General features: G+C 60.0%; 21 protein-coding genes and 1 tRNA gene. 8 read left to right on the top strand and 14 right to left on the bottom strand.

All coding sequences use genetic code 11. The annotated features are described in order from the left end of the window. Positions 1 to 328 precede the first annotated feature (328 nt). Positions 329 to 1,045, bottom strand: coding sequence for an oxidoreductase (locus ACLI1Q_RS01090; RefSeq protein ID WP_284849735.1), 717 nt, complete (start codon positions 1,043 to 1,045; stop codon positions 329 to 331). Positions 1,046 to 1,171: 126 nt separating this feature from the next. Here ACLI1Q_RS01090 and ACLI1Q_RS01085 point away from each other — a divergent pair, with 126 nt between their 5' ends. Further along, positions 1,172 to 1,675: a phage holin family protein gene (locus ACLI1Q_RS01085; protein WP_023025036.1), complete on the top strand. Its 504-nt coding sequence runs from the start codon at positions 1,172 to 1,174 to the stop codon at positions 1,673 to 1,675. 78 nt (positions 1,676 to 1,753) lie between these two features. Beyond that, positions 1,754 to 2,662: an alpha/beta fold hydrolase gene (locus ACLI1Q_RS01080; protein ID WP_284849736.1), complete on the top strand. Its 909-nt coding sequence runs from the start codon at positions 1,754 to 1,756 to the stop codon at positions 2,660 to 2,662. A 65-nt stretch (positions 2,663 to 2,727) separates the two neighbouring features. On the opposite strand, the gene ACLI1Q_RS01075 is transcribed toward ACLI1Q_RS01080, so the two are convergent. The 4 genes from ACLI1Q_RS01075 to nth all read right to left on the bottom strand — a co-directional run bounded on the left by ACLI1Q_RS01075 (position 2,728) and on the right by nth (position 5,939). Then, positions 2,728 to 3,924 carry a MarP family serine protease gene (locus ACLI1Q_RS01075; RefSeq protein WP_239268932.1) on the bottom strand — a complete coding sequence of 399 codons (1,197 nt, stop codon included), beginning with the start codon at positions 3,922 to 3,924 and terminating at the stop codon, positions 2,728 to 2,730. A gap of 62 nt (positions 3,925 to 3,986) precedes the next feature. Next, positions 3,987 to 4,688: an NUDIX hydrolase gene (locus tag ACLI1Q_RS01070; RefSeq protein WP_239268934.1), complete on the bottom strand. Its 702-nt coding sequence runs from the start codon at positions 4,686 to 4,688 to the stop codon at positions 3,987 to 3,989. Further along, positions 4,685 to 5,281, bottom strand: coding sequence for a TlpA family protein disulfide reductase (locus ACLI1Q_RS01065; protein WP_239268936.1), 597 nt, complete (start codon positions 5,279 to 5,281; stop codon positions 4,685 to 4,687). Before ACLI1Q_RS01065 ends, ACLI1Q_RS01070 begins: the two co-directional genes overlap by 4 nt. Positions 5,282 to 5,285: 4 nt before the next feature. Further along, on the bottom strand, positions 5,286 to 5,939 hold the full coding sequence (gene nth / locus ACLI1Q_RS01060) for an endonuclease III (RefSeq protein WP_239268938.1): 654 nt from the start codon (positions 5,937 to 5,939) through the stop codon (positions 5,286 to 5,288). 341 nt (positions 5,940 to 6,280) lie between these two features. Between nth and glxR the strand changes: the two genes are divergently transcribed. Then, positions 6,281 to 6,964, top strand: a complete 684-nt coding sequence (gene glxR / locus ACLI1Q_RS01055) for a CRP-like cAMP-activated global transcriptional regulator GlxR (RefSeq protein WP_005276495.1) — start codon at positions 6,281 to 6,283, stop codon at positions 6,962 to 6,964. Positions 6,965 to 7,052: 88 nt separating this feature from the next. On the opposite strand, the gene ACLI1Q_RS01050 is transcribed toward glxR, so the two are convergent. The 4 genes from ACLI1Q_RS01050 to ACLI1Q_RS01035 form a co-directional block, all read right to left on the bottom strand. Continuing rightward, positions 7,053 to 7,868: an MBL fold metallo-hydrolase gene (locus tag ACLI1Q_RS01050; RefSeq protein WP_239268940.1), complete on the bottom strand. Its 816-nt coding sequence runs from the start codon at positions 7,866 to 7,868 to the stop codon at positions 7,053 to 7,055. Between the two features lie 18 nt (positions 7,869 to 7,886). Continuing rightward, positions 7,887 to 8,345 (bottom strand): RidA family protein, encoded by a 459-nt coding sequence (locus ACLI1Q_RS01045; protein ID WP_239268942.1) that lies wholly within the window; start codon positions 8,343 to 8,345, stop codon positions 7,887 to 7,889. Next, positions 8,346 to 8,504 (bottom strand): DUF4177 domain-containing protein, encoded by a 159-nt coding sequence (locus tag ACLI1Q_RS01040; protein WP_126318073.1) that lies wholly within the window; start codon positions 8,502 to 8,504, stop codon positions 8,346 to 8,348. It lies immediately after the preceding gene. A 90-nt stretch (positions 8,505 to 8,594) separates the two neighbouring features. Beyond that, positions 8,595 to 8,918 carry a WhiB family transcriptional regulator gene (locus tag ACLI1Q_RS01035; RefSeq protein WP_005276491.1) on the bottom strand — a complete coding sequence of 108 codons (324 nt, stop codon included), beginning with the start codon at positions 8,916 to 8,918 and terminating at the stop codon, positions 8,595 to 8,597. A 145-nt stretch (positions 8,919 to 9,063) separates the two neighbouring features. On the opposite strand from ACLI1Q_RS01035, the gene ACLI1Q_RS01030 reads away from it, so the two are divergent. Continuing rightward, positions 9,064 to 11,535, top strand: coding sequence for a transglycosylase domain-containing protein (locus ACLI1Q_RS01030; protein WP_239275261.1), 2,472 nt, complete (start codon positions 9,064 to 9,066; stop codon positions 11,533 to 11,535). A 3-nt stretch (positions 11,536 to 11,538) separates the two neighbouring features. Here the strand turns inward: ACLI1Q_RS01030 and ACLI1Q_RS01025 are convergent, their stop codons facing one another. Next, positions 11,539 to 12,003, bottom strand: coding sequence for a GatB/YqeY domain-containing protein (locus tag ACLI1Q_RS01025; RefSeq protein WP_005276488.1), 465 nt, complete (start codon positions 12,001 to 12,003; stop codon positions 11,539 to 11,541). Positions 12,004 to 12,046: 43 nt separating this feature from the next. Here ACLI1Q_RS01025 and ACLI1Q_RS01020 point away from each other — a divergent pair, with 43 nt between their 5' ends. Next, positions 12,047 to 12,934 (top strand): metallophosphoesterase, encoded by an 888-nt coding sequence (locus ACLI1Q_RS01020; protein WP_239268946.1) that lies wholly within the window; start codon positions 12,047 to 12,049, stop codon positions 12,932 to 12,934. A 68-nt stretch (positions 12,935 to 13,002) separates the two neighbouring features. After that, a tRNA-Pro gene (locus ACLI1Q_RS01015) sits at positions 13,003 to 13,076 on the top strand. Positions 13,077 to 13,144: 68 nt separating this feature from the next. On the opposite strand, the gene ACLI1Q_RS01010 is transcribed toward ACLI1Q_RS01015, so the two are convergent. From ACLI1Q_RS01010 to ACLI1Q_RS00995, 4 genes are all read right to left on the bottom strand, one after another. Next, complete coding sequence (locus ACLI1Q_RS01010; protein WP_239268948.1) at positions 13,145 to 14,509, bottom strand: CitMHS family transporter; 1,365 nt, start codon at positions 14,507 to 14,509, stop codon at positions 13,145 to 13,147. 350 nt (positions 14,510 to 14,859) lie between these two features. Further along, positions 14,860 to 16,323: a hypothetical protein gene (locus ACLI1Q_RS01005; RefSeq protein ID WP_239268950.1), complete on the bottom strand. Its 1,464-nt coding sequence runs from the start codon at positions 16,321 to 16,323 to the stop codon at positions 14,860 to 14,862. A 107-nt stretch (positions 16,324 to 16,430) separates the two neighbouring features. After that, a complete protein-coding gene (locus ACLI1Q_RS01000; protein WP_239268952.1) occupies positions 16,431 to 16,685 on the bottom strand; it encodes a hypothetical protein in 255 nt (84 codons plus the stop codon). Between the two features lie 426 nt (positions 16,686 to 17,111). Further along, complete coding sequence (locus tag ACLI1Q_RS00995; RefSeq protein ID WP_284849738.1) at positions 17,112 to 18,662, bottom strand: catalase; 1,551 nt, start codon at positions 18,660 to 18,662, stop codon at positions 17,112 to 17,114. A gap of 183 nt (positions 18,663 to 18,845) precedes the next feature. On the opposite strand from ACLI1Q_RS00995, the gene ACLI1Q_RS00990 reads away from it, so the two are divergent. Together ACLI1Q_RS00990 and ACLI1Q_RS00985 are read left to right on the top strand one after the other, a co-directional pair. Further along, positions 18,846 to 19,388, top strand: a complete 543-nt coding sequence (locus ACLI1Q_RS00990; RefSeq protein ID WP_023025019.1) for an RNA polymerase sigma factor — start codon at positions 18,846 to 18,848, stop codon at positions 19,386 to 19,388. A gap of 260 nt (positions 19,389 to 19,648) precedes the next feature. Beyond that, complete coding sequence (locus tag ACLI1Q_RS00985; RefSeq protein WP_349819869.1) at positions 19,649 to 21,007, top strand: hypothetical protein; 1,359 nt, start codon at positions 19,649 to 19,651, stop codon at positions 21,005 to 21,007. Positions 21,008 to 21,073 lie beyond the last annotated feature (66 nt).

Here is a 21,073-nt window from a genome sequence, read left to right as displayed (position 1 = left end):
CGCCACCTGCACTAGGGACGGGACTTCCCGCCTGTGGATAAGCGGGCGAAAGCCACCACTTAGCGCTCAGTTAGTTGAATTTCCAACAAATCCTTGTGGATAACCGTAGATATAGGTGACGGCCCGCGCATCGGGGGGTGCGCGCGGGCCGTCAGTAACCCGGCCTCGGGGGGCGAGCCGGGGCAGGCCACACAGTATATCGGGGCCTTGCACCGATTATTATGACACGTTCATTACCCGATCACAACAGCTAAGAAAAATAATCTACCTGCACGGCGCTGACCTGCGCCGAATGGATGTTCACCGCCTACCGAATACGAGGATACGGCTAGGCCGCGCGGGCGATGGCATCGGCTTCTTTACCGCCTGCCGCCCAGGCTGAGAGGTGAAAAAGCACCACCTCACCGGGCCTGTCGCGGTAGTTCGCGCGGCACTCGCGGTAGTCCTTGGAATGGCGGTGGAAATACACCTCTGGCACGGCGAACCCGCGGGGATCAAAGCCGGTATGAATAGCGGCAAGGCGGGCCGCAACGCGCGCTACGACACCGCTGCGCGGGCCGAAGAATTCGCCTGCCGCGATTTCGGCATGCACGACGCTTGGTAAGAGATCGCGGAATGCGGGGCCACTGCCCTGCGCAATCAGGCGCGCCAAGCCCTGCAAGCGCGCACTATCGCCGCTGGGAATCCCAGTTCCACCAGCGGCGACGTCGATGCGTGCGAGCACCTGCAGCGGCGCGCGGGCAAAGGAGCGGACGGTAGAATCCACCACCTCAGGTGCCGCCACGGAATACGCGCTGACCGCGCCGGCGAGCGGACCGCTTTCCACATCGCCCGGGCCAGGGTGCGGGGGGATGGCATGCCCATCCAAGGCCACGCTGGCGCGCGCGCCCCGCATCAAGGACTCCGCCGAGATGACCTCATACCTGCGCAGCCCAGCCGGCCTGCGGTGGGCGCGCGCGATGGAGCCCGCGGCTTTTTCCGCACCTTCTTTCACCCCCGGGAGGCGAAATAGCGGGGATAACGCGTCATTTTCTGGCATATACATTAGGATAGCCCTAGACGCCCCGAGCCCCGAACGCCCCCTGTGACTGGCGCGGCACCATAAAACCGCGCTGTATCTATTATCATTGGGGCCGTTACAAGGTTTAGATGAAAACGAGGAGAATTAATCGTGAGCAACGATGGATTATTTACTGACGGCACCGATCAATTCGCACCAAAGGTTAATTCGATTCCTTTGAGCGATGTTGATGCATCGTCCTCCGAAACCTCCATCGGCAAGTTGGTCTCCAATGCCACCGAGCAGATGTCCCAGCTCGTGCGCTCTGAGGTAGAGCTGGCCAAGACGGAGCTGGCGGAGTCCGCCAAGAAGGGCGGCATCGGCGCCGGCTTCTTCGGCGCGGCGGGCACCATCGCGCTGTACAGCTCCTTCTTCTTTTTCTTCTTCCTCGCTGAGCTCCTCGCCCTCTGGCTGGACCGCTGGGCTGCCTTCCTGATCGTCTTCCTCGTGATGATCGTCGCGGCCGGTGCCCTCGCCCTGCTCGGCGTCAAGAATGTCAAGAAGGTCAAGGCACCGCAAAAGACCATAGATTCCACCAAGGAACTCAAGAACCTGATTCCGGGCAAGGCGCAGAAGTCGCTGGACCGCAAGGACACTCACGGCCTGTACACCTAAACCGCACGCACCATTAGATCCGCCTCAGCCTTTCCTGGGGCGGATTTTCTGTACACATAGAAAGGCGCCTTGCCCTCCATGGCCTTAGCACCACTTCCCCCCTCCACGGTTGAGCTGGAAGGACCCTTTGCGCACGAGTTTGTCCACACTCGGGGCATCCGCCTGCACGTGGCCATAGCGGGCGATAGCGCCGATCCCCTCGTCGTTTTTATTCACGGAGCTTTTGGCGGCTGGTTCGATTTTCAGGAGGTCATCGGGCCCCTCGCCCAGTGCGGGTACCACGTCGCCGCGGTGGATATGCGCGGCTTTGGCATGTCCGATAAGCCGCCCATCGATCCCGGCCAGGATATCCGCACCTTGGTCGGGGATCTGGATGGCCTCATTCAGGCATTGGGCCACGATGATGCCTATATCGTCGGCGCCGATACTGGTGGCGCGGTGGCGTGGTGCCTGGCCGCCGAGCGCCCCAATCGCGTGCGCGGCTTGGTCTCGGTCTCGGCCGCGCACCCCGTGGATATCCGCCGCGCCATCGCCGCGCGCCCCTGGGATTTTGGGTGGATGATCCTGCGTTCCCTGCTCTGCCACCTGCCAAAGGTCACCCGCGCGAATACCTTGCTGCTCAGTCCCCGGGCCTACCGCAAGGAGCTCAGCCTGGATACGGGGCCCGCGCTTGCCGATGCCACCCTAGAGTCCATCCTTGCCCTGCGCCTGCGCGCCTCCCAGATTGGCAAGGTACGCCGCGGCATCCTGTGGAATCATCGGATGCGCACCGCCGTGGTGCCCTTGAACTGGTCCGAATTAAGCGTAAAACGCCCCGTCCTTTTCATCCACGCCCAGCAGCGCTTGTGGAACCCCGTCATCCAGCGGGCCTCCCTGCGCGCCCGCGCTGGTTTTAGCGCCACTTCGATTCCAGGGGCCAAGAACCTGCCCTTCCTCGAGGCCCCTGAACAGTTCGTCGACGAGCTGCGCCGCTGGCTCGACGCGTAGGGCGCGTAGGGCGGCGTGTGGGGCGCGTAGGGCGGATTGCCCTACGCGGATCTCTAGTACGAAAGCTAGTGCGCCACGCACTCGCCCGTTTCTACCGGGCGCTTCAATTGGGTGACATCCCCAATGTGGCCGATGACCTCGTCTGCGGTCAACGCGTATCCGGTCTCAGAATCATCCACTGAGGCACCGAAGATAACGCCCAAGACCTCACCCGCGGTATTGACCAAGGGGCCGCCAGAGTTGCCCTGTTGGATATTGCCGCGCACCGTATAGGAATCGCGCTCTACCCTGCCTTGGGAGTAGATATCTGGCCCGGCGATGGTGATGCGATCGCGCACGCGTGCCATTTCCGCATTAAAGGGGCCGGAGTGTGGGAAGCCCATGACCATGGCATCGTCGCCGGTCTGGGCCGGCTGCTGCGCCCACGGCAGGGGTTGGATGCCCAAATCCGGCGCGTGCAAGACGGCGATGTCGACCTCTGGGTTGTAGTAGACCACCGTGGCGTCTTTCAGCCCCAGCTTCGTATCCAACCTCACCGTTTGGGTGCCGGCCACCACGTGGGCATTGGTGACCACATAGTCATTGTCCACCACAAAACCGGAACCCATGAGGCGGCGGGAGCACTCTTCGGCATCGCCAAGCACGTGAATGATGGACGGGCGGATGCTGCGCACCAGCTCCGGATCCTGCACGTCTGGGGCGGGGTCCTCAACGTCCTTGCCGCTGATGGAATTTTCCCACGGCGAGACCAAGGGCGGAAGCCCCGATTCATTGAGCAACGCCGCCACGCCATTGGGAAGGGAAGCCAGGCGCGTCGGGGCGGCCGCGTTGAGGTTGCTCAGGATGCGGGAATCGCGCAGCCCCTGCCCCGCGGATCCGCCCAAATTGGTGGCCACGGGAATGGAAATCATCCAGATGACGATGAGCGCGATGAAGGACTGAAAGACCGCGCCGAATAGCGAATCTATCCGCTGGGTGGTGCGCGCCTTCATGCGATCGCGCATGCTGGTGCCCAAGGAGGAACCAATGATCTGCCCAATACCCACCAGCAAAACTAGGATGCCCACGAGCAGGAGCAGGCGCAGCGAAGGCTCCTCCACTGTGCGCAATACGCTGGGTGCTACGGCGATGCCCACCACGAGGCCCGCGCCCACGCCAATGGCGGAGAGCACCGCGGCGAGCGCGCCATTGCGCCAACCACTTAGCAATGCTGCTAATACGGCAAGCACGATCAGGCCGTCAACAACGAGCGCAGCAGTCATGGCTTTGGTTCTTTCTCGATCGAAATCTCGTGCGTCCTCCGGCACCTTAAGCGCGCGGGCAATTAGGACATCTTCTCATTATTGCGGGACTTTTTGAGGGTGTCACGCAGGTCTATGACCGAATTGTTATCCCACGGTACGCTCCACCCAGAATGCTCCAATAATGCTGACAGAACTCCGGCAGTAAAGCCCCAAATCACGTAGTCATTGGCATAAAACGCCGGGCCTTGCCACTGCTTAAATCCCACCAGCAGGCGGTTGCGGGGGTCAATGAGCTCCCCGAGCGGGACGAAGAACACATCATCGGTCTCCGCCGGGCTAGCGGGATAGACTTCGCCCGGCTGGTTCCAATGGGCCAGGATGGGGCTTACCGGATTCCCCGTGGCGCGAATGTGCAGCTGTTCCCACTGCTCTAAGGGCGTGACCGTGTGGCGCTGCAGATCGGTTTCCTCCCACGCCTCCCGCAGGGCGGTATCTACCAGCGAGGTATCGCCCGGATCCCGCCGGCCGCCAGGAAAGGCAATCTGACCGGAATGCGAGCGCAGGGACGGCGAGCGGTGCGTAAGCAAAATTTCGCCATCCTCCACACTGTTCCCGCTAAGCAGCATCAGCACCGCGGCTTCCCGCTTGGTTGGCACCTCTTCCTCTGAGCCATTGAGCTGCGATGCTTGCCGCTGCCCAATAAGTTCCTGCACCTGACTCGGATCGACGCCCAGCGCGGGTTTTATCCACTCGGGTGCGTACTCGGGCCATAATTCACTCATCCGGCGAGCGCCTCCTCAACCGTTTTTTCGATTTCGGCCGCCGAGGTAAACGGCTGGGCTGCCTGCTTAACCACTTCCCCATCGCGGAGAATCACGGTCACGGGAACCACGCCCGGCAGGCCCAGCGTGCCCGCGAAGCTATTATCCGGATCCTGGAAGCTCGGCAGGTCTACCCCCACGTCATTGAGGAACGCGGCCCCGTTGGCGGCGTTTTTATCCGCGTGCACCCCAACGACCTTCCAGTCAGGGTGGGACTTTGCCACCTCGTCCAGGTGGGGCAATTCCGCGCGGCACGGCTCGCACCACCACGCCCACACATTGGCGATGGTAATGCCTTCATCCGCCTTGTCCCCTTCGCGTGCATCATCGCCGCCCAAGCATTCCAGATCCACTCCGGCGATGGGCCCTGCGGGGCAATCTGGGCGTTCGGCCACGTCCTGGTCACCCGCCGAGCCCGATTCCGATCCCGCGCCAGGGGCCTGCGCCGAATCGCCCGTGCTGTTGTCATCCCCACGCAGCTGCATGACCCCCACCACCACGAGGGCTGCGATGACAATGGCCGCAATGACGGTGCCGAAGACGTATTTTTTCATACCGCTAGCTTAATGCAGCCGGGCACAGATCCCGCACCACACAATTCCCACACTCCGGGTTCCGGGCATGGCAGATCCGCCGGCCGTGAAAAATGACGCGGTGGGAAAACATCGTCCACTGTTCCTCTGCAATGAGCTTGGCGATGTCCCTTTCTATCTTCACCGGCGTCTTCTCCCCCGTCAGCTCCAGGCGCTGCATCAAGCGGCTAAAGTGTGTATCCACGGTAAGGCCCGGTACCCCGAAGGCATCGCCCAGCACCACCAGCGCCGTCTTGCGGCCCACCCCAGGCAGGGAGGTCAGTTCCTTTACGGTCTGTGGCACCTCGCCATCGAACTCAGAAACTAGGCGCTCGCCGATACCCATGAGATGCCCCGCCTTCGCCCGCTGAAACCCCAGCGGCCGCAGGATCGCCTCCAGATCCTCCCGGCTGGCTGCCGCAAAATCGGCCGCGGTGGGATAGGCGCGAAACAGCTCAGGGGTTACCGAGTTCACGCGCGCATCCGTGCACTGCGCGGAAAGCACCGTGGCCACCAAAAGCTGGAGGGGAGAATCGAAATCGAGCTCGCACCGCGCATCGGGGTGTTCGCTTGCCAATCGCTCGTTAATGATGGGCGCTCTCTTACTCGGGGCCGCGGTGGCCGACAGTGATGAACTCATGCCGCCAAGCTTAGTAGGATAGGAATACATGATTTCACTTGTTATTTTTGTACCGCTTGGCATCGCCCTTTTCGCCCTCCTCATGGAAAAATTGGAAGCAGTTGTCTTCGCCGATTAGCCGGAAACCCGCTGGCTGTAACGCTAGGGGCGTAAGTGAACCCATTTCTGTCGTGTGACCATTATGGGGACAGTGCCCAAAAGTGACTAACTGCACTGTAAAATGGGGTACGCTAAAAATTGACCCCGCTTGTTCCGCATTAGCGTGCCTCCCTGGAGCCCGCAAAAGGATGTGGCCCAAGCACTTTAGTGACTTTTCGCAGTCGACATCCAAGGAGTAAAACGTGGAAGGCGTACAGGACACCCTCTCCCGCGCCGGAATCTTCCAAGGCGTTGATCCCGTAGCAGTGCAGAATCTTCTCGAGCAGATGGAGACAGTGCGCTTCCCGCGCGGTACCACCATCTTCGATGAAGGCGAGCCCGGTGACCGTTTGTATATCATCACCTCCGGCAAGATTAAGCTGGCCCGCCACGCCCCGGATGGACGCGAAAACCTCCTGACCGTGATGGGCCCCTCCGATATGTTCGGTGAGCTCTCCATCTTCGATCCGGGCCCTCGCACCTCGTCTGCCGTCTGCGTGACCGAGGTCCAAGCCGCCACCATGAACTCCGAGCTGCTGGATAAGTGGGTCAGCGATCACCCCGCCATCGCCCAGCAGCTGCTGCGCGTGCTGGCCCGCCGCCTGCGCCGCACCAACGCCAACCTGGCGGACCTCATCTTCACCGACGTGCCTGGCCGCGTTGCCAAGACCCTGCTGCAGCTGGCTAACCGCTTCGGTGTCCAGGAAGGCAGCGCGCTGCGCGTCAACCACGATCTCACCCAGGAAGAGATTGCCCAGTTGGTGGGCGCTTCCCGCGAGACCGTCAACAAGGCCCTAGCCACCTTCGCCCACCGCGGCTGGATTCGCCTCGAGGGCAAGTCCGTGCTCATCGTCGATACCGAGCACCTCGCCCGCCGCGCGCGCTAAAGCCAAACAATTCCCTCCGTCCCCCGTGCATAAGCACTAGGGGTGGAGGGAATAAACGTTTTAAGCCGGCTGCCTGCCGCGCAGCGCGTTAGTTATCCGTACCGTCGAGGTACTTCAACGCGGTGCGCGTGGACTGCTCTGCGGCATGGCGCAGCACCGGATCCACATCGTCATACATTTCATTGACCAAGGTGGTCAGATCCACGTCATCGCCCAGCCGGGAGCGAATTTCCCGGATCTGGTCTAGGCGGTAGTGGCGGCGGTCAATGTACTTGCGCGCCACCTGCGAGGTATCTTCCAAATCCGGCCCGTGGCCTGGGAAGAGCGGAACATCCTTGCCGCGAGATTCCAGCACATCCAGGGTATGCAGGTAATCGGCCAAATCACCGTCCGTTTCTGAAAGCAAAACGGTGTGGCGCCCCGCGATGGTATCGCCGGTGATAATGCCTTCTAGCCGGGAATTTTCTACCTCACCGCTCCACACGAAGAAGGACGTGGAGTCCGCGGTGTGGCCCGGCGTGTGCAGGACCTCCAATTGCGGGGTGATGCCTTCCAAAGTCAGAATTTCACCATTCTGCAATGCCTCCGCGCCATTGCAATAGCTGGGATCGAAGGCGCGGATGGGCGCGCCGGTCATCTGCCGAAGCCGTTGCGCGCCCGAAGCGTGGTCATCGTGGCGGTGGGTAAGCAGAATTAAAGCCACCTCACCGGCATGGCGATGCACAACGTTGAGATGGCCTTCATCTTCCGGCCCCGGGTCTACGACGATCGACCGAGAGTCTTCAGCGGCACTGATAATCCAGGTATTCGTGCCCTCGAGGGCGGTATAGCTGGGATTATCACAAAGAACTACGCCAACGGATTGGCTTACGGGACGCAATTGACTGTATGCGGGGTGCTCCATGCCTACCAGCCTAACCGATCACTCAGCGATCTCTACGATCAATTCGATCTCCACCGGGGCATTCTTTGGCAAGGCAGCTACGCCGACTGCAGAACGCGCGTGCGTGCCAGCCTCGCCGAATACCTCCCCGATGAAATCCGATGCCCCGTTAACCACCGCGGGCTGGTCCTCGTAGCCAGGGTCCGAGGCCACAAAGCCAACGATCTTGATCACGCGGGAGATATTATCCAGTCCGATCTCCGCATCAACGGCCGCCAAGGCGTTGAGCACGGCGGTGCGGGCCTGGTCCTGGGCCTGCTCCGTGGTGACTTCAGCACCAACCTTGCCGGTCACCGGCAGGGAGCCTTCCACTAAGGGAAGCTGGCCAGAGGTCCATACCTGGTTGCCCACGCGCAGTGCGGGCACATAGGAAGCCAGCGGCTTAGCGACGCCCGGCAGCTCCACCCCTAGCTCTTTCAAGCGAGCGGAAAAGCTCATTTACTCTGCCACCTCGCGCTTGAAGTAGGCCACCACGTTCTCCGGGTTTGGGCCAGGGGTGATGGAGACCAATTCCCATCCGTCTTCGCCCCAAGAGTCAAGAATCTGCTTGGTGGCGTGGGTCAGTACTGGTGCGGTTGCGTATTCCCATTTAGTCATGGGGTTCATTCTAGCGATTTAATACGACTTATGCCGCCCCTATTTCGCAGCGCTGTCGCCGCTGCAAGGACAGTCACACCCCTGACCGCCTTAAATGCCGACGAGTTCGCCACCCTTAGCCAGGTAATTGGCCCAGTCCGTGATGTGGGGGTTCTTGCGCAGGAGCGCGCGGCGCTGGCGCTCGGTCAACCCGCCCCACACACCAAATTCCACGCGGTTATCAAGGGCGTCTGCACGGCATTCCGTTAATACGGGGCAGTGGCGGCAAATGACGGCGGCTTTGCGCTGTTCAGCGCCGCGCACGAATAATGCGTCTGGGTCCTCATTGCGGCACTTTGCTTGAGTGACCCACTCACCACGCTCGGGATTTCGGGCTGTATTGGACATCCCCGCAGTCTTCACTCGAACGGTCATGGGTGAGTGTTCTCCTTCCCAGACGGAATACTATGTACCGAGGCCTGAGTCTATTCACTAGAACGCGAGATTGTCTACGAGGTCACACTTTAGGGGGTGCAGGTCACCTTCCCCATTGCTAGGCAGACCACGTAGGGTATTGGGCGTGACTGTCTTCAAATCTTTGTCCAAGATAGCCCTGTCCACGGTCTTGGTAGCCGCGCTCATCGCGCTCGCGCTCGCCCCCTTTGCGGGCATTTCCGGCGTGGCGATCGCCCGCACCAACCAGACCATGCAATCAGACCTGCAAGACCTAACAGCGGGCAATATCCCTGGTGTTACCACGGTGCAGGATGCCTCGGGCAAAGATATGGCCTATGTCTATAGCCAACGCCGCCACCCCGTAGATGGTGACGAGATTTCGGATGCGATGAAAAACGCCATCGTCTCCATTGAAGACGAGCGCTTTTACGAGCACGGCGGCGTTGATCTCCAAGGCAATTTCCGCGCTCTGTGGACCAACCTGACCTCCGGCGGGGTATCTCAGGGCGCATCCACCATTGACCAGCAATACGTCAAGAACTACCTCCTGCTCGTCTCCGCACAAAACGATGAAGAACGGGCTGCTGCGACAGAGCAGTCCGCCACCCGCAAGCTGCGCGAAATGCGCATGGCAACGCAGATGAATGAGGAGTTGGATAAGCAGGAAATCCTCACCAATTACCTCAATCTGGTCTCCTTTGGTAACCATGCCTACGGTGTGGAAGCCGCCGCGCGGACCTACTTTGATAGCCACGCCGCGGACCTCACGGTGCCGCAGGCGGCGATGCTGGCGGGTATGGTGCAGTCTTCAGAGCGCCTCAACCCTTATACCAATGAGGAAGAGGTGCTTGACCGCCGCAACGTCGTGCTCCAATCCATGGTGGATAACGGCTATCTGGAGCAGGCGGATGCGGATGAGTATAAGGGGGAAGAATTGGGCGTCGGCAAGCAGCCCAATACCCTGGCCAATGGCTGCATCGGCGCAGATGATCGCGGTTTTTTCTGCGATTATGTGCTGCAGTACCTCGAGGAAAAGGGCATAGACCAAGACCAGCTCGCCCACGGTGGATATACCGTAAAGACCACGCTGGACCCGCAGGTGCAGGATACGGCGCTATCTGCGGTGCAGTCGCGTACCAACCCGGATGCCCAGGGCGTCGCTGAGGTGATGGACGTTATCGAACCGGGCACGTCGGACCGCAAGGTCCTGGCCATGGTCTCGTCCCGTGCGTACGGGCTGGACCAGGACAATAATGAAACCCTGCTGCCGCAGACCAACTCCTTGGTGGGCAATGGCGCGGGCTCGGTTTTTAAGGCCTTTACCGCCGCGGCCGCCCTCGAATCTGGCTACGGCATTAAGAATACGGTGGATGTGCCCACCCGCTACGAGGCCGAAGGCCTTGGCCACGGCGGCGCCGATAACTGCCCCGCCAACCGCTACTGTGTGGAAAACGCGGGCAATTATAAGGCCACGATGACGCTGCAAGAGGCCTTGGCCCACTCGCCCAATACGCCATTTATCAAGCTCACCGAGCAGGTTGGCGTGGCACCCATCGTAGATATGGCGGTGCGCCTTGGCCTGCGCTCCTATGACGAAAAGGGCACCTTTGATAAGGACACCTCCATCGCGCAGCGCACGAAGGACGCCAATTCCGGTTCCTTTACCTTGGGCCCCAACCCGGTAAATCCGCTGGAGCTATCCAATGTCGGCGCAACGATTGCCTCCAATGGCCGGTGGTGCGAGCCCAACCCCATTGACAAGGTCCTGGATAAGGACGGCAATGAGGTCTACCTCAAGGAGACCCCGTGTGAGCAGGCGGTAGACCAGGATGTGGCCCACGCCCTGGCCAATGCGCTATCTGAAGATGCCAAGCAGGGCACCGCTAAGGATGCCGCCCAGGCCGCTGGCTTTAGCTCCCCCATCGCCGCCAAGACCGGTACCACCGAGTCCAACCAGTCCTCGGCATTTTTGGGATTCAACGACGGGCTCGCCGCCGCTCCTTATATTTATAACGACGGCACCGATACCCAGCCTCTGTGTACCTCCCCCGTGCGCCAGTGCACCGGTGCTGGCAACCTCTTTGGTGGCTTAGAGCCCGCGCAGACATTTTTCACCATGGCATCGCAGCTACCGCAGGCTACTCAGAGCGGTCTGCCCAATTACAATAAGAAATACGATGACGGCACCACCGGGGATAAGTTGCTCGATAGCTTGCGCGGCAAAAACGAGTCACAGGCCCGCAGCACCCTTGAAGCCAAGGGCTATGTGGTAAAAACCTCCCGCGTCGTCGGCGGGGATGTCCCCTACGGCCGAGTGGTCCGCGCGATTACCGGGAAGGATGGCAAGAAGGACGGCGCCGAGATTACCCTGCAGCTTTCCGATGGCACCTCTGCCACCCAATCCCCCTCCAGCGGCGTGGGCAGTGCGAATACGACCGGCGCACAAAATAACACCGGCAGCGCGAACACTACCGGTGTGAGCAACTGGGGAGGAAATAACGGCGGCGGATTAAACCTCAGCCCAGAGGACTTTGGAATCCGCCAAGAAGATATCGATAACTTCCGCAACGATATCCGCAATCTCCTCGGCCGCTAAAGATTAGTTAAGCTGGCCTTTTACCTCTGCGGAAAGGCGCTTGCCGTCGGCCTGGCCGGCGGCTTTTGCATTGGCCACTTTCATGACCGCACCCATCTGCTTCATGGTGGGTGCTTCACCGTTTTCCTTTTCTACCTCAGCAATTGCTTCTTCTACCAATGCCTTAAGCTCCGCATCATCGAGCTGGCGCGGCTGGTAGGCCTCGAAGAAGGGGACATCGACAAGCTCAGCCTCTGCCAATTCCGGGCGGCCATTTTCTTCATAGACCTCCGCAGACTCGCGGCGCTTTTTAATCTCGCGCGCGATGACCTTGAGGATGTCTTCATCCTCCAGCTCATGGCGGGAGCCAGTGGTTTCCTCGGCCTGGATTGCCGCGAGCAGCGCGCGAATGGCGCTGGTGCGCTGCTTTTCCTTGGCCTTCATCGACGTTTTCAGATCTGCTCGGATAGTATCTTTTAGCTCGCTCATGCCTTTCAATATACGTCCATTTAAGGCAGGTAGTGTAGAAGCTGTGAAACTTCAACGGATTCTTGGCGGCGTCGCCGCAGGCCTAAGTGTTGCTGCTTGGGGCTTTAGCGAGCTCACGAAATTCGAGCTCAAGGAATATACTCTTCCGCTCCTTCCCAAGGGCACCCTGCGCGGCGAAGAAGAGTTCCGCCTGCTGCACATTTCTGACCTGCACATGATCCCGGGGCAACAGACCAAGATCGATTGGGTCTCCGCCCTCGATGCACTGGAGCCAGACCTCGTGGTCAATACTGGCGATAACCTCTCCGATAAGCAGGCCGTGCCCGATACCCTGCGCGCGCTCGGCCCGCTGCTCGCCCGACCCGGCGTGTTCGTGTTTGGCACCAATGATTATTGGGCGCCGCGCCCGGTCAACCCCTTTAAGTACCTGCTGGGCAAAAAGCGCGAACCCTCCTACGTTGACCTGCCTTGGCGCGGCATGCGCGCGGCCTTCGTGGAGCACGGCTGGTACGACGGCAACCAAGCCCGCCACGAGTTCAAGGTGGGCAATGTCCGCCTCGCCGTGGCCGGTGTGGACGATCCGCACCACGACTTGGATGATTATTCCGAAATCGCCGGCCCGCCCCACGAGGATGCCGATCTATCGCTCGCCCTGCTCCACGCCCCCGAGCCGCGAGTGCTCGAAAAATTCGCCGCCGATGGCTACCAGCTTTCCCTTTCCGGTCATACCCACGGTGGGCAAATTTGCCTACCTGGGTCGCGCGCCATCGTGACCAACTGCGGCATCGATCGCCCGCGCGCACAGGGCCTGCATGATTTCGGCCCTATGAAGATGCACGTCTCCAATGGCTTGGGCACGTCCAAATTCGCCCCAGTGCGTTTATTCTGCCGCCCCTCGGCCACCCTGCTGAGCATCACTGAGGCGGACTAGACCTGCCGTTTTGTCGATCTCATTCACCATGCGTTAAAGTATCTCAGTACTGCTTTTAAGCAGTAGACCGGGATATGGCGCAGGTTGGTAGCGCGCTTCGTTCGGGACGAAGAGGTCGCAGGTTCAAATCCTGTTATCCCGACAATAGCCCGCAGGAAACTGCGGGCTTTTTCCATGTCTGCAGGGCCCTTGGATTCCAGGGCCCGCGACTTAGGCCAGCATTCCGGTAAAGAATGCGATGGCGACGAGGATGATGGAAAATACCCATGCGACGGGGAAGGCTATCTTCAAGTACTTGCCCATCTGACCGTCCGCCAGTCCCAGCGCCAGCCACAGCGCCGGCGAAAATGGGGAGACGAAGGTTCCCACCACGTTGCCAATAATGAGGGCGCTCGCAGCGCCCATCCCGCTGACGCCGAAGGACTCCACCGTGCCCTGCACGATGGGCAGTACCGAGAAGTAATACGCATCCGTGGAGGTCAACAGGTCTAGCGGAACCCCAAAGAATCCCACGATGAGGTGCAAATACGGTGCCACTCCTTCTGGGAGAACATTCACCAGGCTCAGCGCGATTTCTTCTAGCATCTTGGTCTCATTGAGCACGCCCAAAAACATCGCGGCCGCGATGATCACTCCGGCCATGGACAAGGCGTTGGGGGCGTGACGCCGCAAGGCATCGCCCTGCTCCATCGCGCCGTCGAAGTTCACCACCAAGGCAATGGTGGTAGCAATGAGGAACGCGGGCGCCGGCGGCAGCAGGCCCGAAAGCAGGGCGGCGAGCACAGCCAAAGCGATGACGATATTCGCGATGGTAACCCACCGGGATTTCCGGTACCTAAACCCGAGTTTCTGCTGTTCCTCGGCCTGCTTGGCGGAAAAATCATCCGCCAACGAATTCACGTCCACAGAGATGGTGCCCTTAATCTCGCCGCTTTCCTGTAGCTTGGCCAAGCGGCGGTTTTCGCGCCAGCCCAACAGGGTGGCAGTAGCAAAGATGAGGACCACTGCCACACCCTGAATGGGCAATAAGTGCAGCCAAATATCGTTCGGGTCTTGCTCAACCACCGCACCGGCACGCCCCAGTGGCCCGCCCCACGGGACCATATTCATCACCGAAGCGGCTAGGGCCACGATGGTAATTAGGACATAGCGCGACATGTGCAGCGCCCGGTACAGCGGCAGCAATGCGGGAATCGTAATAAGGAAGGTCGTGGAACCCGATCCATCGAGGTGTGCCACGATGCCGATGGCGGCCGTGCCTATGGTCACGGCCATGACATTGCCGCGGGTCGCCTTGATGAGGCTGCGGATCACCGGGGTAAAAAGCCCCACATCCTGCAAAATGCCGAAGAAAATGATGGCGAAGATGAACATCACCACGACGTTGATGACAGAACTTAAGCCTTCACCAAAGAAATCCGCGATATCTTCTACGCCGAAACCGGTTATCACAGCGCCGATGACAGGCACCAGGGTCATGGGGATGATGGGATTAACGCGGCCGCGGATGAGGATGCCCACCGTCACAAAGATGATGGCCAGTCCCATCAGGGTCAGCCCCAGGGAGGTCTGCATTGCGCTCCTTCAAAAGTCACTGGCGCCCGCCTGGCGCACGCCATTAGCCAATGGACGTATAGCTAATGTTAAACACTGCTGTGTGGTAGCGCACATTCCTGCCGTGAGCCGCACATATCCCCCTGGGCCGACCTGGATAAATAGCTTTGGGCAAAACGGGAAACGACGCGGCGCCCCTACAGCACCGCGTCGCCCCTATTCCCTATCACTCACAACGGCGCAAGCCGTTCGCCTACCCCCTAAGTAGACGGTGTGAGCACTAGCAAGAATAACACTCCTCGCATTCCAACCATAGCGATGGCAAATATTGCCAGCTTCATACAAGCTTTTGCCTATTTAAGTACACAATTTCATACTTTAGCGCCTGTTTTTGGGTTCTTCCTGGCAGGCACGATCCATTTCACTGCACTCAGACCTACAAGAGTGATAGCGCCCAATACGGCAAGGCCGGTCCACAGCACCACTGCCTCACCATCGTTGCCCGCCACGGTGACAGCCGCCGTTGTCCAGTTGAGCGGCAAAAGGTTAGCTACTACCTGCCACACCTTGTCCACCCCGGCGATGGCCGCGGATTTCCACAGCCACCCCACCAATGCGGTCTGCCCAATGCCAAAGATCGCGGCGAGGATGGATCCTACGGTCATGCCACACAGTTCGAGCAGGCCACGCACGATAAGAGCGGAGGACAGGGCACCCAAGAACAGCGCCCCTCCGGCGGCCACCGCGGCGATGGGGGTAAGGCCGATGGACAAGACGAAGAGCAGGATCTCCCCGATAGCCACCGCTGCCAGCGATCCGCCGAGAACCATCAGCCACGGGCGGAATCCCAATTTCCACGCCACTCCGGCCGCGGATCCAGCCAGCAGGACGAGCGCGGAAATGAGCATGGCGATGACCGGGCTCAGCTGGCGCGCATCTTCCTCCGCGGCCACGTGCGCGGGAGGCAGGGCGCGCTGCACCGCGCCCAGGTTCGATTGGTTTTGTTCCGCCATGCCGGTGAGCTTGCCGGCGCCATCGTCAAGCTGGCCCACCCCATCGAGAGCCTCATCCACACGGCTATTGAGCTCCGCTATGGACTGGTTGAGCTGTTGCGCACCTGCCACGGCCTGGTTGATGCCATCGTGGTAGGCATAACCGCTTACCGCCAGCTGATTGGAGAGATCGCGCGAGCCATCCTTCAGCTTCTTCAGCTCCCCAGTCAGGGATTCATCGAGGCGGAAGTTTTCCACCTGCTTGCGCAAATCCCCCAGCTGGGAACGAACTTGTTTCGCTTCCTTGGAATCATTTCCTTTCAGGTCGCGCACCGTACCGTCGATGGCTTCTAGGATTTGGCCTTGGACGGCTCCCAGGCCCACGACCTGGTCAACGGCCCCTCCGACGGTATTGGCCAGTTCCGTCGCCCCACCGCCGAGGGTATTGGTCCCTGACTGCAACTGGTTAAGCCCCGACACCAGCTCTTGCGAACCACCGGCGAGCTTTTCGACGCCCTCGCCTAATTCCCCAGCACCCTTATCCAGCTCACTGGTGCCCTTGTTTAACCGATCCGCGCCAGATTTCAGGATGCTAGCCTGCGCTTGGGCGTGGCTGGCGGCCTCGGCGGCTTCCTTAAGCTCTGGCGAGGTCGAATTCGCCTGCGGCGCGCCATAAGGCTGCGCGGCGCTCGACCACGCATGCGCCGGTTCCCACTGCGACCAGGCCGCCACTGCGGTACCAACGATAAGCGGTACGGCGAGCAATACGAGCAGTAAGAGTGTGCGCCACCGCGAGGAACTCGCGGACGCGGTGGGCGCGGTCGAGGCAAGGCGTTTGGTCATGCTAGTAACCTATCGCTGCAGGTCATTCCCTTTCTGCAGGCGCGCCGATCCCCACGCATTACAAAGAGAATCTACTATTAAGACATGTCTAATCCTCTAAAACTCTCTCACTCCCGCGCCTTGGCGTGCGTAGCCGCGTTTCCGCTGTGCATGGCATTGGTCTCCTGCACCGATGATGCCGATAACTCTGGCGATTCCAGTGAGCCCCAGTTTTCTGATGCCGTGGCGCAATCCAGCTCCAGCTCCAGCACTACAAGTTCCACGGAGCAAACGGCGACTACGACGGACTCGCCCACAACCTCCCCGGTAGAAACGGTAGAAACTACTGCACAGCCACCTGCACCACAGGAGACAACAGTCACTACCACTACCACGCAGGCCAAAGGTGATTGTTCCCCAAGTACCTTCTCGTCTCTAGAGCCCGATATGGGCAAAATTGTGGTGTCGGATTGCGACGGGGAATGGGCTCATTTTGGCAAAGACAGTACAGATTGGACCGCTTGGGCACGTTTTAGCGATGGCGCATGGACAACTATTGAACCCATCGGTGAAACAAATAGTGGTTTGACCGCACCGTGCTATGACGTAGACAAATGGATCAATCAGGGCGCGCCGAGCTTTGTTGCAGACAATATGCGCCGCTGCGATTAATCCCGCCTAACGCACAAGCCGCCTTCGACCAATTACTCCACCCAACTCACAGCAGCTCACTGTGGGGTGAGGACGCAGGGATGGTCGAAGGCGGCTTTGCTTTACGCCTCTAAGAAGCAGTACACCGCAGTAGTGGGCTACTTCTTTTCAGCGAAGACCTCGCGCACGCGCTGACCCAAGTCCGGGTGGACGTTGGTCCAGTACTGGTACACGCGCTCTTCGGTTTCTTCGGACACGCCGGCCATCGCGTTGGTGATATTGGTGACCAAGCGCTCCTTGGCGGCATCGTCATAGACGTTTTCGTACAGGTCGCGTGCTTGGACGAAGTCATCGTCTTCCGCGTGGCGCACGTATGGCGCGCGGACCAAGTCCTGACCGTGGGGGTCTGGGTTCACGTAGAGGTCCGCCGCGGTGGTGGTCTCGAGGTCCTCGCGGTTGTTGACGGAGGCATCGTCAAGCACACCCGCGCCCTTCGCATGGCGGTTGGGCGAGTACACCGGATCCTCTGGAGCATTGTAGAAATACTGCATGGGACCCTCGTGCTCGTAGGTATTGACCTTCTCCGCATTGCGCGGCTGGTTGACCGGCAGCTGCTTGTAGTTCGGCCCGATGCGGTAGCGCTGCTGGTCAGCATAGGCAAAGACGCGAGCCTGCAGCATCTTATCCGGGGACAGGCCAACGCCCGGCACAATATTGGAGGGATCCAGCGCAACCTGCTCGATCTGGGCGAAGAAGTTGCGCGGGTTGCGGTTGAGCTCAAAATAGCCCACATCGTGCAGCGGGTAGTCCTTCTTGGACCAGACCTTGGTCAGATCGAAGGGGTTGAAGCGGTAGTCCTCTGCCTCCGCAAGCGGCATGATCTGCACCTTGACGTCCCAGATGGGGTAGTTGCCCTCTTCGATGGCATTGTAGAGGTCCGCGCGGTGGCTATCCGGGTTCTTACCGGCTTCCACGGTGGCCTCTTCATCGGTGAAGTTCTCTACGCCCTGGCGGGAGATGAAGTGGTACTTCACCCAGAAGGCCTCGCCATCTTCGTTGACCCACTGGAAGGTGTGGGAACCGTAGCCGTTTTGGTGACGGGTGGTCTTCGGGGTGCCGCGGTCACCCATCAGGTAGGTCACCTGGTGGGCGGATTCAGGGTTGCGGGTCCAGAAATCCCACTGCATATCGGCATCGCGCAGGCCGTTGGAGCCCAGGCGCTTTTGGGAGTGGATGAAGTCTGGAAACTTCATGCCATCGCGCAGGAAGAATACCGGGGTGTTATTGCCCACGATGTCGAAGTTGCCGTCTTCGGTGTAGAAGCGCAGGGCAAAGCCGTGCACGTCGCGCCAGGTATCCGGGGATCCCTGCTCGCCGGCGACGGTGGAAAAGCGGCCCATCATCGGGGTGACGGTGCCCTTCTGAAAGACCTTGGCCTTGGTGTAGGCGGACACGTCTTCGGTGATGTGCAGCTCACCGTAAGCACCGTGACCCTTGGCGTGCGGGGTACGCTCGGGCACGCGCTCACGGTTGAAGTGGGCGAGCTTTTCAATGAGATGAGTATCGTTGAGCGCGACCGGACCCTGGGGACCGGCGGTCACGGACGTGTTCTCGGAAGGCACGGGCTGGCCGGACGGGCGGGTAGTATTGCCCTTACCTGCGGGACGTTGTCCCTTGTTCAGGATGTCATCAGCGGTGGAATCAGTCATGGTAAGTCTTTGCCTCCTGGCAATCAGTCGATAATTTGGGGTCAATTATCAATCACGGACAACCCATAGCTTACTACGTATAACGGCACTGCGCTACCTTTTCCGCACATATGCCGCTTGCCGATGCCCCGGCCACCGCAACCTTGGATAAGAAATGCAGGAGCTACTGGTAGATTCATTCAGGTGACACACCACTCCGCAGCAGACGACGCCCGCGTCACCGAGCTCGCCCTCCGGGCTGGGCGCGGCGACCGAGCAGCGCTTACGGAGTTCATCAAGGCCACCCAGGATGATGTCTGGCGCCTGCTCGCCCACCTGGGCGGCCCCGAAATCGCCGACGATCTCACCCAAGAGACCTACCTGCGCGTCATCGGCGCCTTGCCGCGCTTTGCCGCCCGCTCTTCTGCACGCACGTGGTTGCTCTCGCTGGCCCGGCGCGTCTGGGTGGATAATATCCGCCACGACATGGCCCGACCCCGCAAATCCGCCACGCAATACGAGGACGCCATGGGCTCCGCCGCGGAAAACTCCGGTTCCTGGAGCGATTGGATCGATGCCCGTGCGCTTATCGATGCCCTGCCCGCCGACCGCCGCGAAGCCCTTATCCTCACCCAGGTACTGGGCTATACCTATGAGGAAGCGGCCAAGATCGCCGGTGTGCGCGTTGGCACCATCCGCTCCCGCGTGGCGCGCGCCCGCAAGGACCTCATCGAGGGCGCAAATTAATACCCCCGAATGTTCGAGCGCTTGGACACATACTTTCGCCGCAATACTTATCAAAGTGCAGGTACTTAGGGCAGTGCAGCGGGCGCATGCGGCCTGAGGGCGGGGTAGAAAAATACTAAAGTGACACGATTTCAGCTGTGAAGTCACGGGTGAAATGTGATTCTATTAGATACACACACGTGATAAATCGACCGTCGATCCGGGCCCGCGCGTTCCCAAAGCCGGGCCCGGCGAGTGTGAGTAAGAGAGTTTCTCCCCTCATGATTAAACGCGCAATCGGAATCTCCATGGCGTTTATTGGCATCGTTGTGGGCGCAGGCTTTGCTTCGGGCCAAGAAGCCATGCAGTACTTCGTAGCTTTCGGTGAATGGGGCCTGTGGGGCATCGCCCTCGCCGCCGCCCTCATGATGGTCACCGGCGTGTCCATCCTGCAGCTGGGCTCCTATTTCCAAGCGGTGGAACACACCGCTGTTTATAACAAGATCGCTTCGCCAATCACCGCCAAGATCTTGGACTGGTCCACGCTTATTACGCTGTTTTCCATCGGTTTCGTCATGTTCGCCGGTGGTGGCTCCAATATCAACCAGCAATTCCCCAGCATCCCCGTGTGGGTCGGCGGCACCGTCATGCTGATCCTCGTGCTGCTGGTGGGCCTTATGGATGTGGACCGCGTTACCCGCGTCATCGGTACCATCACCCCATTCATCATCTTCTTCGTGGTGCTGGCCACCGGCTATACCATCCTCACGGCCGATGTTGACTTTGCGTCCCTGAATACCTGGGCCATCGATAACGTCAATACCTCGCTGCCTAACTGGTGGCTTTCTGCCCTGAACTACACCGGCCTGAACGTCATGACGGCCGTGTCCATGTCCATCGTCATCGGCGGTAACTTCCTGGATAACCGCGCCGTGGGCATCGGCGGCCTCATCGGTGGTTTCCTTTACCTCATCTTGCTTGCCCTGCTCGTCTTCGCCCTCTTCTTCGAGGCCAAGGACGTCAACGGCGAGGACATGCCGGTGTTGAAGCTGATTACCGGCATCCACCCAGTTCTCGGCATCTTGATGACCTTCGTCATCTACGGCATGGTCTTTAACACGGCCATCGGTATGTTCTACGCCCTGGGCAAGCGCCTGACCCGCAATAATCCACAGCGCTTCTACCCCGTCTATGCAGCATCCTGCATCATCGGCTTCATCCTGTCCTTCATCGGCTTCCAGTCCCTGGTCAGCAACGTCTACCCCATCCTGGGTTACCTCGGCCTGCTGATGATTGTCGTGATGGTTTATAACCGCATTAAAAACCGCGGCATGCTTGCCGATGAATCCGATCGCCGCATGCGCGCCCACGATCTCGTCGCCCGCAAGCTGGACCCGCGCGAGCGCTTTACCAAGAAGAACGAGCGCGAGCTGCGCATGCTAGCCGCGGCCTCTAATATGCACACGCAAGAATTCATCGATCACCTCGCCGAGGATATCCACGAGGAGCTCGAAGAGGACGATGAACTCGACTACGACCGTTCAGAGCCCGCGCCTTCCGTCACCTACGTCCAGCACACGAAGCCGGAAGTACCTTCCGTTGATAGTGACTTGGACTTTGGCAAGAAAGACGAAGACTAAGGTTTAAGCGCCACTAAACGCAATTCGGCTCCTCGCTTCCCATTACAGGAAGGAGGAGCCGAATTT

Origin of the sequence: Corynebacterium limaceinasi, from assembly GCF_046717465.1 — a bacterium.
Lineage (GTDB): Bacteria > Actinomycetota > Actinomycetes > Mycobacteriales > Mycobacteriaceae > Corynebacterium.
This window is presented reverse-complemented; position numbering and strand designations above follow the sequence as displayed.

What these genes read in the sequence shown, in the direction of transcription:
- ACLI1Q_RS01040 (WP_126318073.1), bottom strand. Translation starts at nt 8,504, where the DNA reads ATGACTAAATGGGAATACGCAACCGCACCAGTACTGACCCACGCCACC.
- ACLI1Q_RS01005 (WP_239268950.1), bottom strand. Translation starts at nt 16,323, where the DNA reads ATGACCAAACGCCTTGCCTCGACCGCGCCCACCGCGTCCGCGAGTTCC.
- nth (WP_239268938.1), bottom strand. Translation starts at nt 5,939, where the DNA reads ATGAGTTCATCACTGTCGGCCACCGCGGCCCCGAGTAAGAGAGCGCCC.
- ACLI1Q_RS00985 (WP_349819869.1), top strand. Translation starts at nt 19,649, where the DNA reads ATGATTAAACGCGCAATCGGAATCTCCATGGCGTTTATTGGCATCGTT.
- ACLI1Q_RS01080 (WP_284849736.1), top strand. Translation starts at nt 1,754, where the DNA reads ATGGCCTTAGCACCACTTCCCCCCTCCACGGTTGAGCTGGAAGGACCC.
- ACLI1Q_RS01025 (WP_005276488.1), bottom strand. Translation starts at nt 12,003, where the DNA reads ATGAGCGAGCTAAAAGATACTATCCGAGCAGATCTGAAAACGTCGATG.
- ACLI1Q_RS00995 (WP_284849738.1), bottom strand. Translation starts at nt 18,662, where the DNA reads ATGACTGATTCCACCGCTGATGACATCCTGAACAAGGGACAACGTCCC.
- ACLI1Q_RS01090 (WP_284849735.1), bottom strand. Translation starts at nt 1,045, where the DNA reads ATGTATATGCCAGAAAATGACGCGTTATCCCCGCTATTTCGCCTCCCG.
- ACLI1Q_RS01010 (WP_239268948.1), bottom strand. Translation starts at nt 14,509, where the DNA reads ATGCAGACCTCCCTGGGGCTGACCCTGATGGGACTGGCCATCATCTTT.
- ACLI1Q_RS01045 (WP_239268942.1), bottom strand. Translation starts at nt 8,345, where the DNA reads ATGAGCTTTTCCGCTCGCTTGAAAGAGCTAGGGGTGGAGCTGCCGGGC.
- ACLI1Q_RS01075 (WP_239268932.1), bottom strand. Translation starts at nt 3,924, where the DNA reads ATGACTGCTGCGCTCGTTGTTGACGGCCTGATCGTGCTTGCCGTATTA.
- ACLI1Q_RS01035 (WP_005276491.1), bottom strand. Translation starts at nt 8,918, where the DNA reads ATGACCGTTCGAGTGAAGACTGCGGGGATGTCCAATACAGCCCGAAAT.
- ACLI1Q_RS01065 (WP_239268936.1), bottom strand. Translation starts at nt 5,281, where the DNA reads ATGAAAAAATACGTCTTCGGCACCGTCATTGCGGCCATTGTCATCGCA.
- ACLI1Q_RS01070 (WP_239268934.1), bottom strand. Translation starts at nt 4,688, where the DNA reads ATGAGTGAATTATGGCCCGAGTACGCACCCGAGTGGATAAAACCCGCG.
- ACLI1Q_RS01050 (WP_239268940.1), bottom strand. Translation starts at nt 7,868, where the DNA reads ATGGAGCACCCCGCATACAGTCAATTGCGTCCCGTAAGCCAATCCGTT.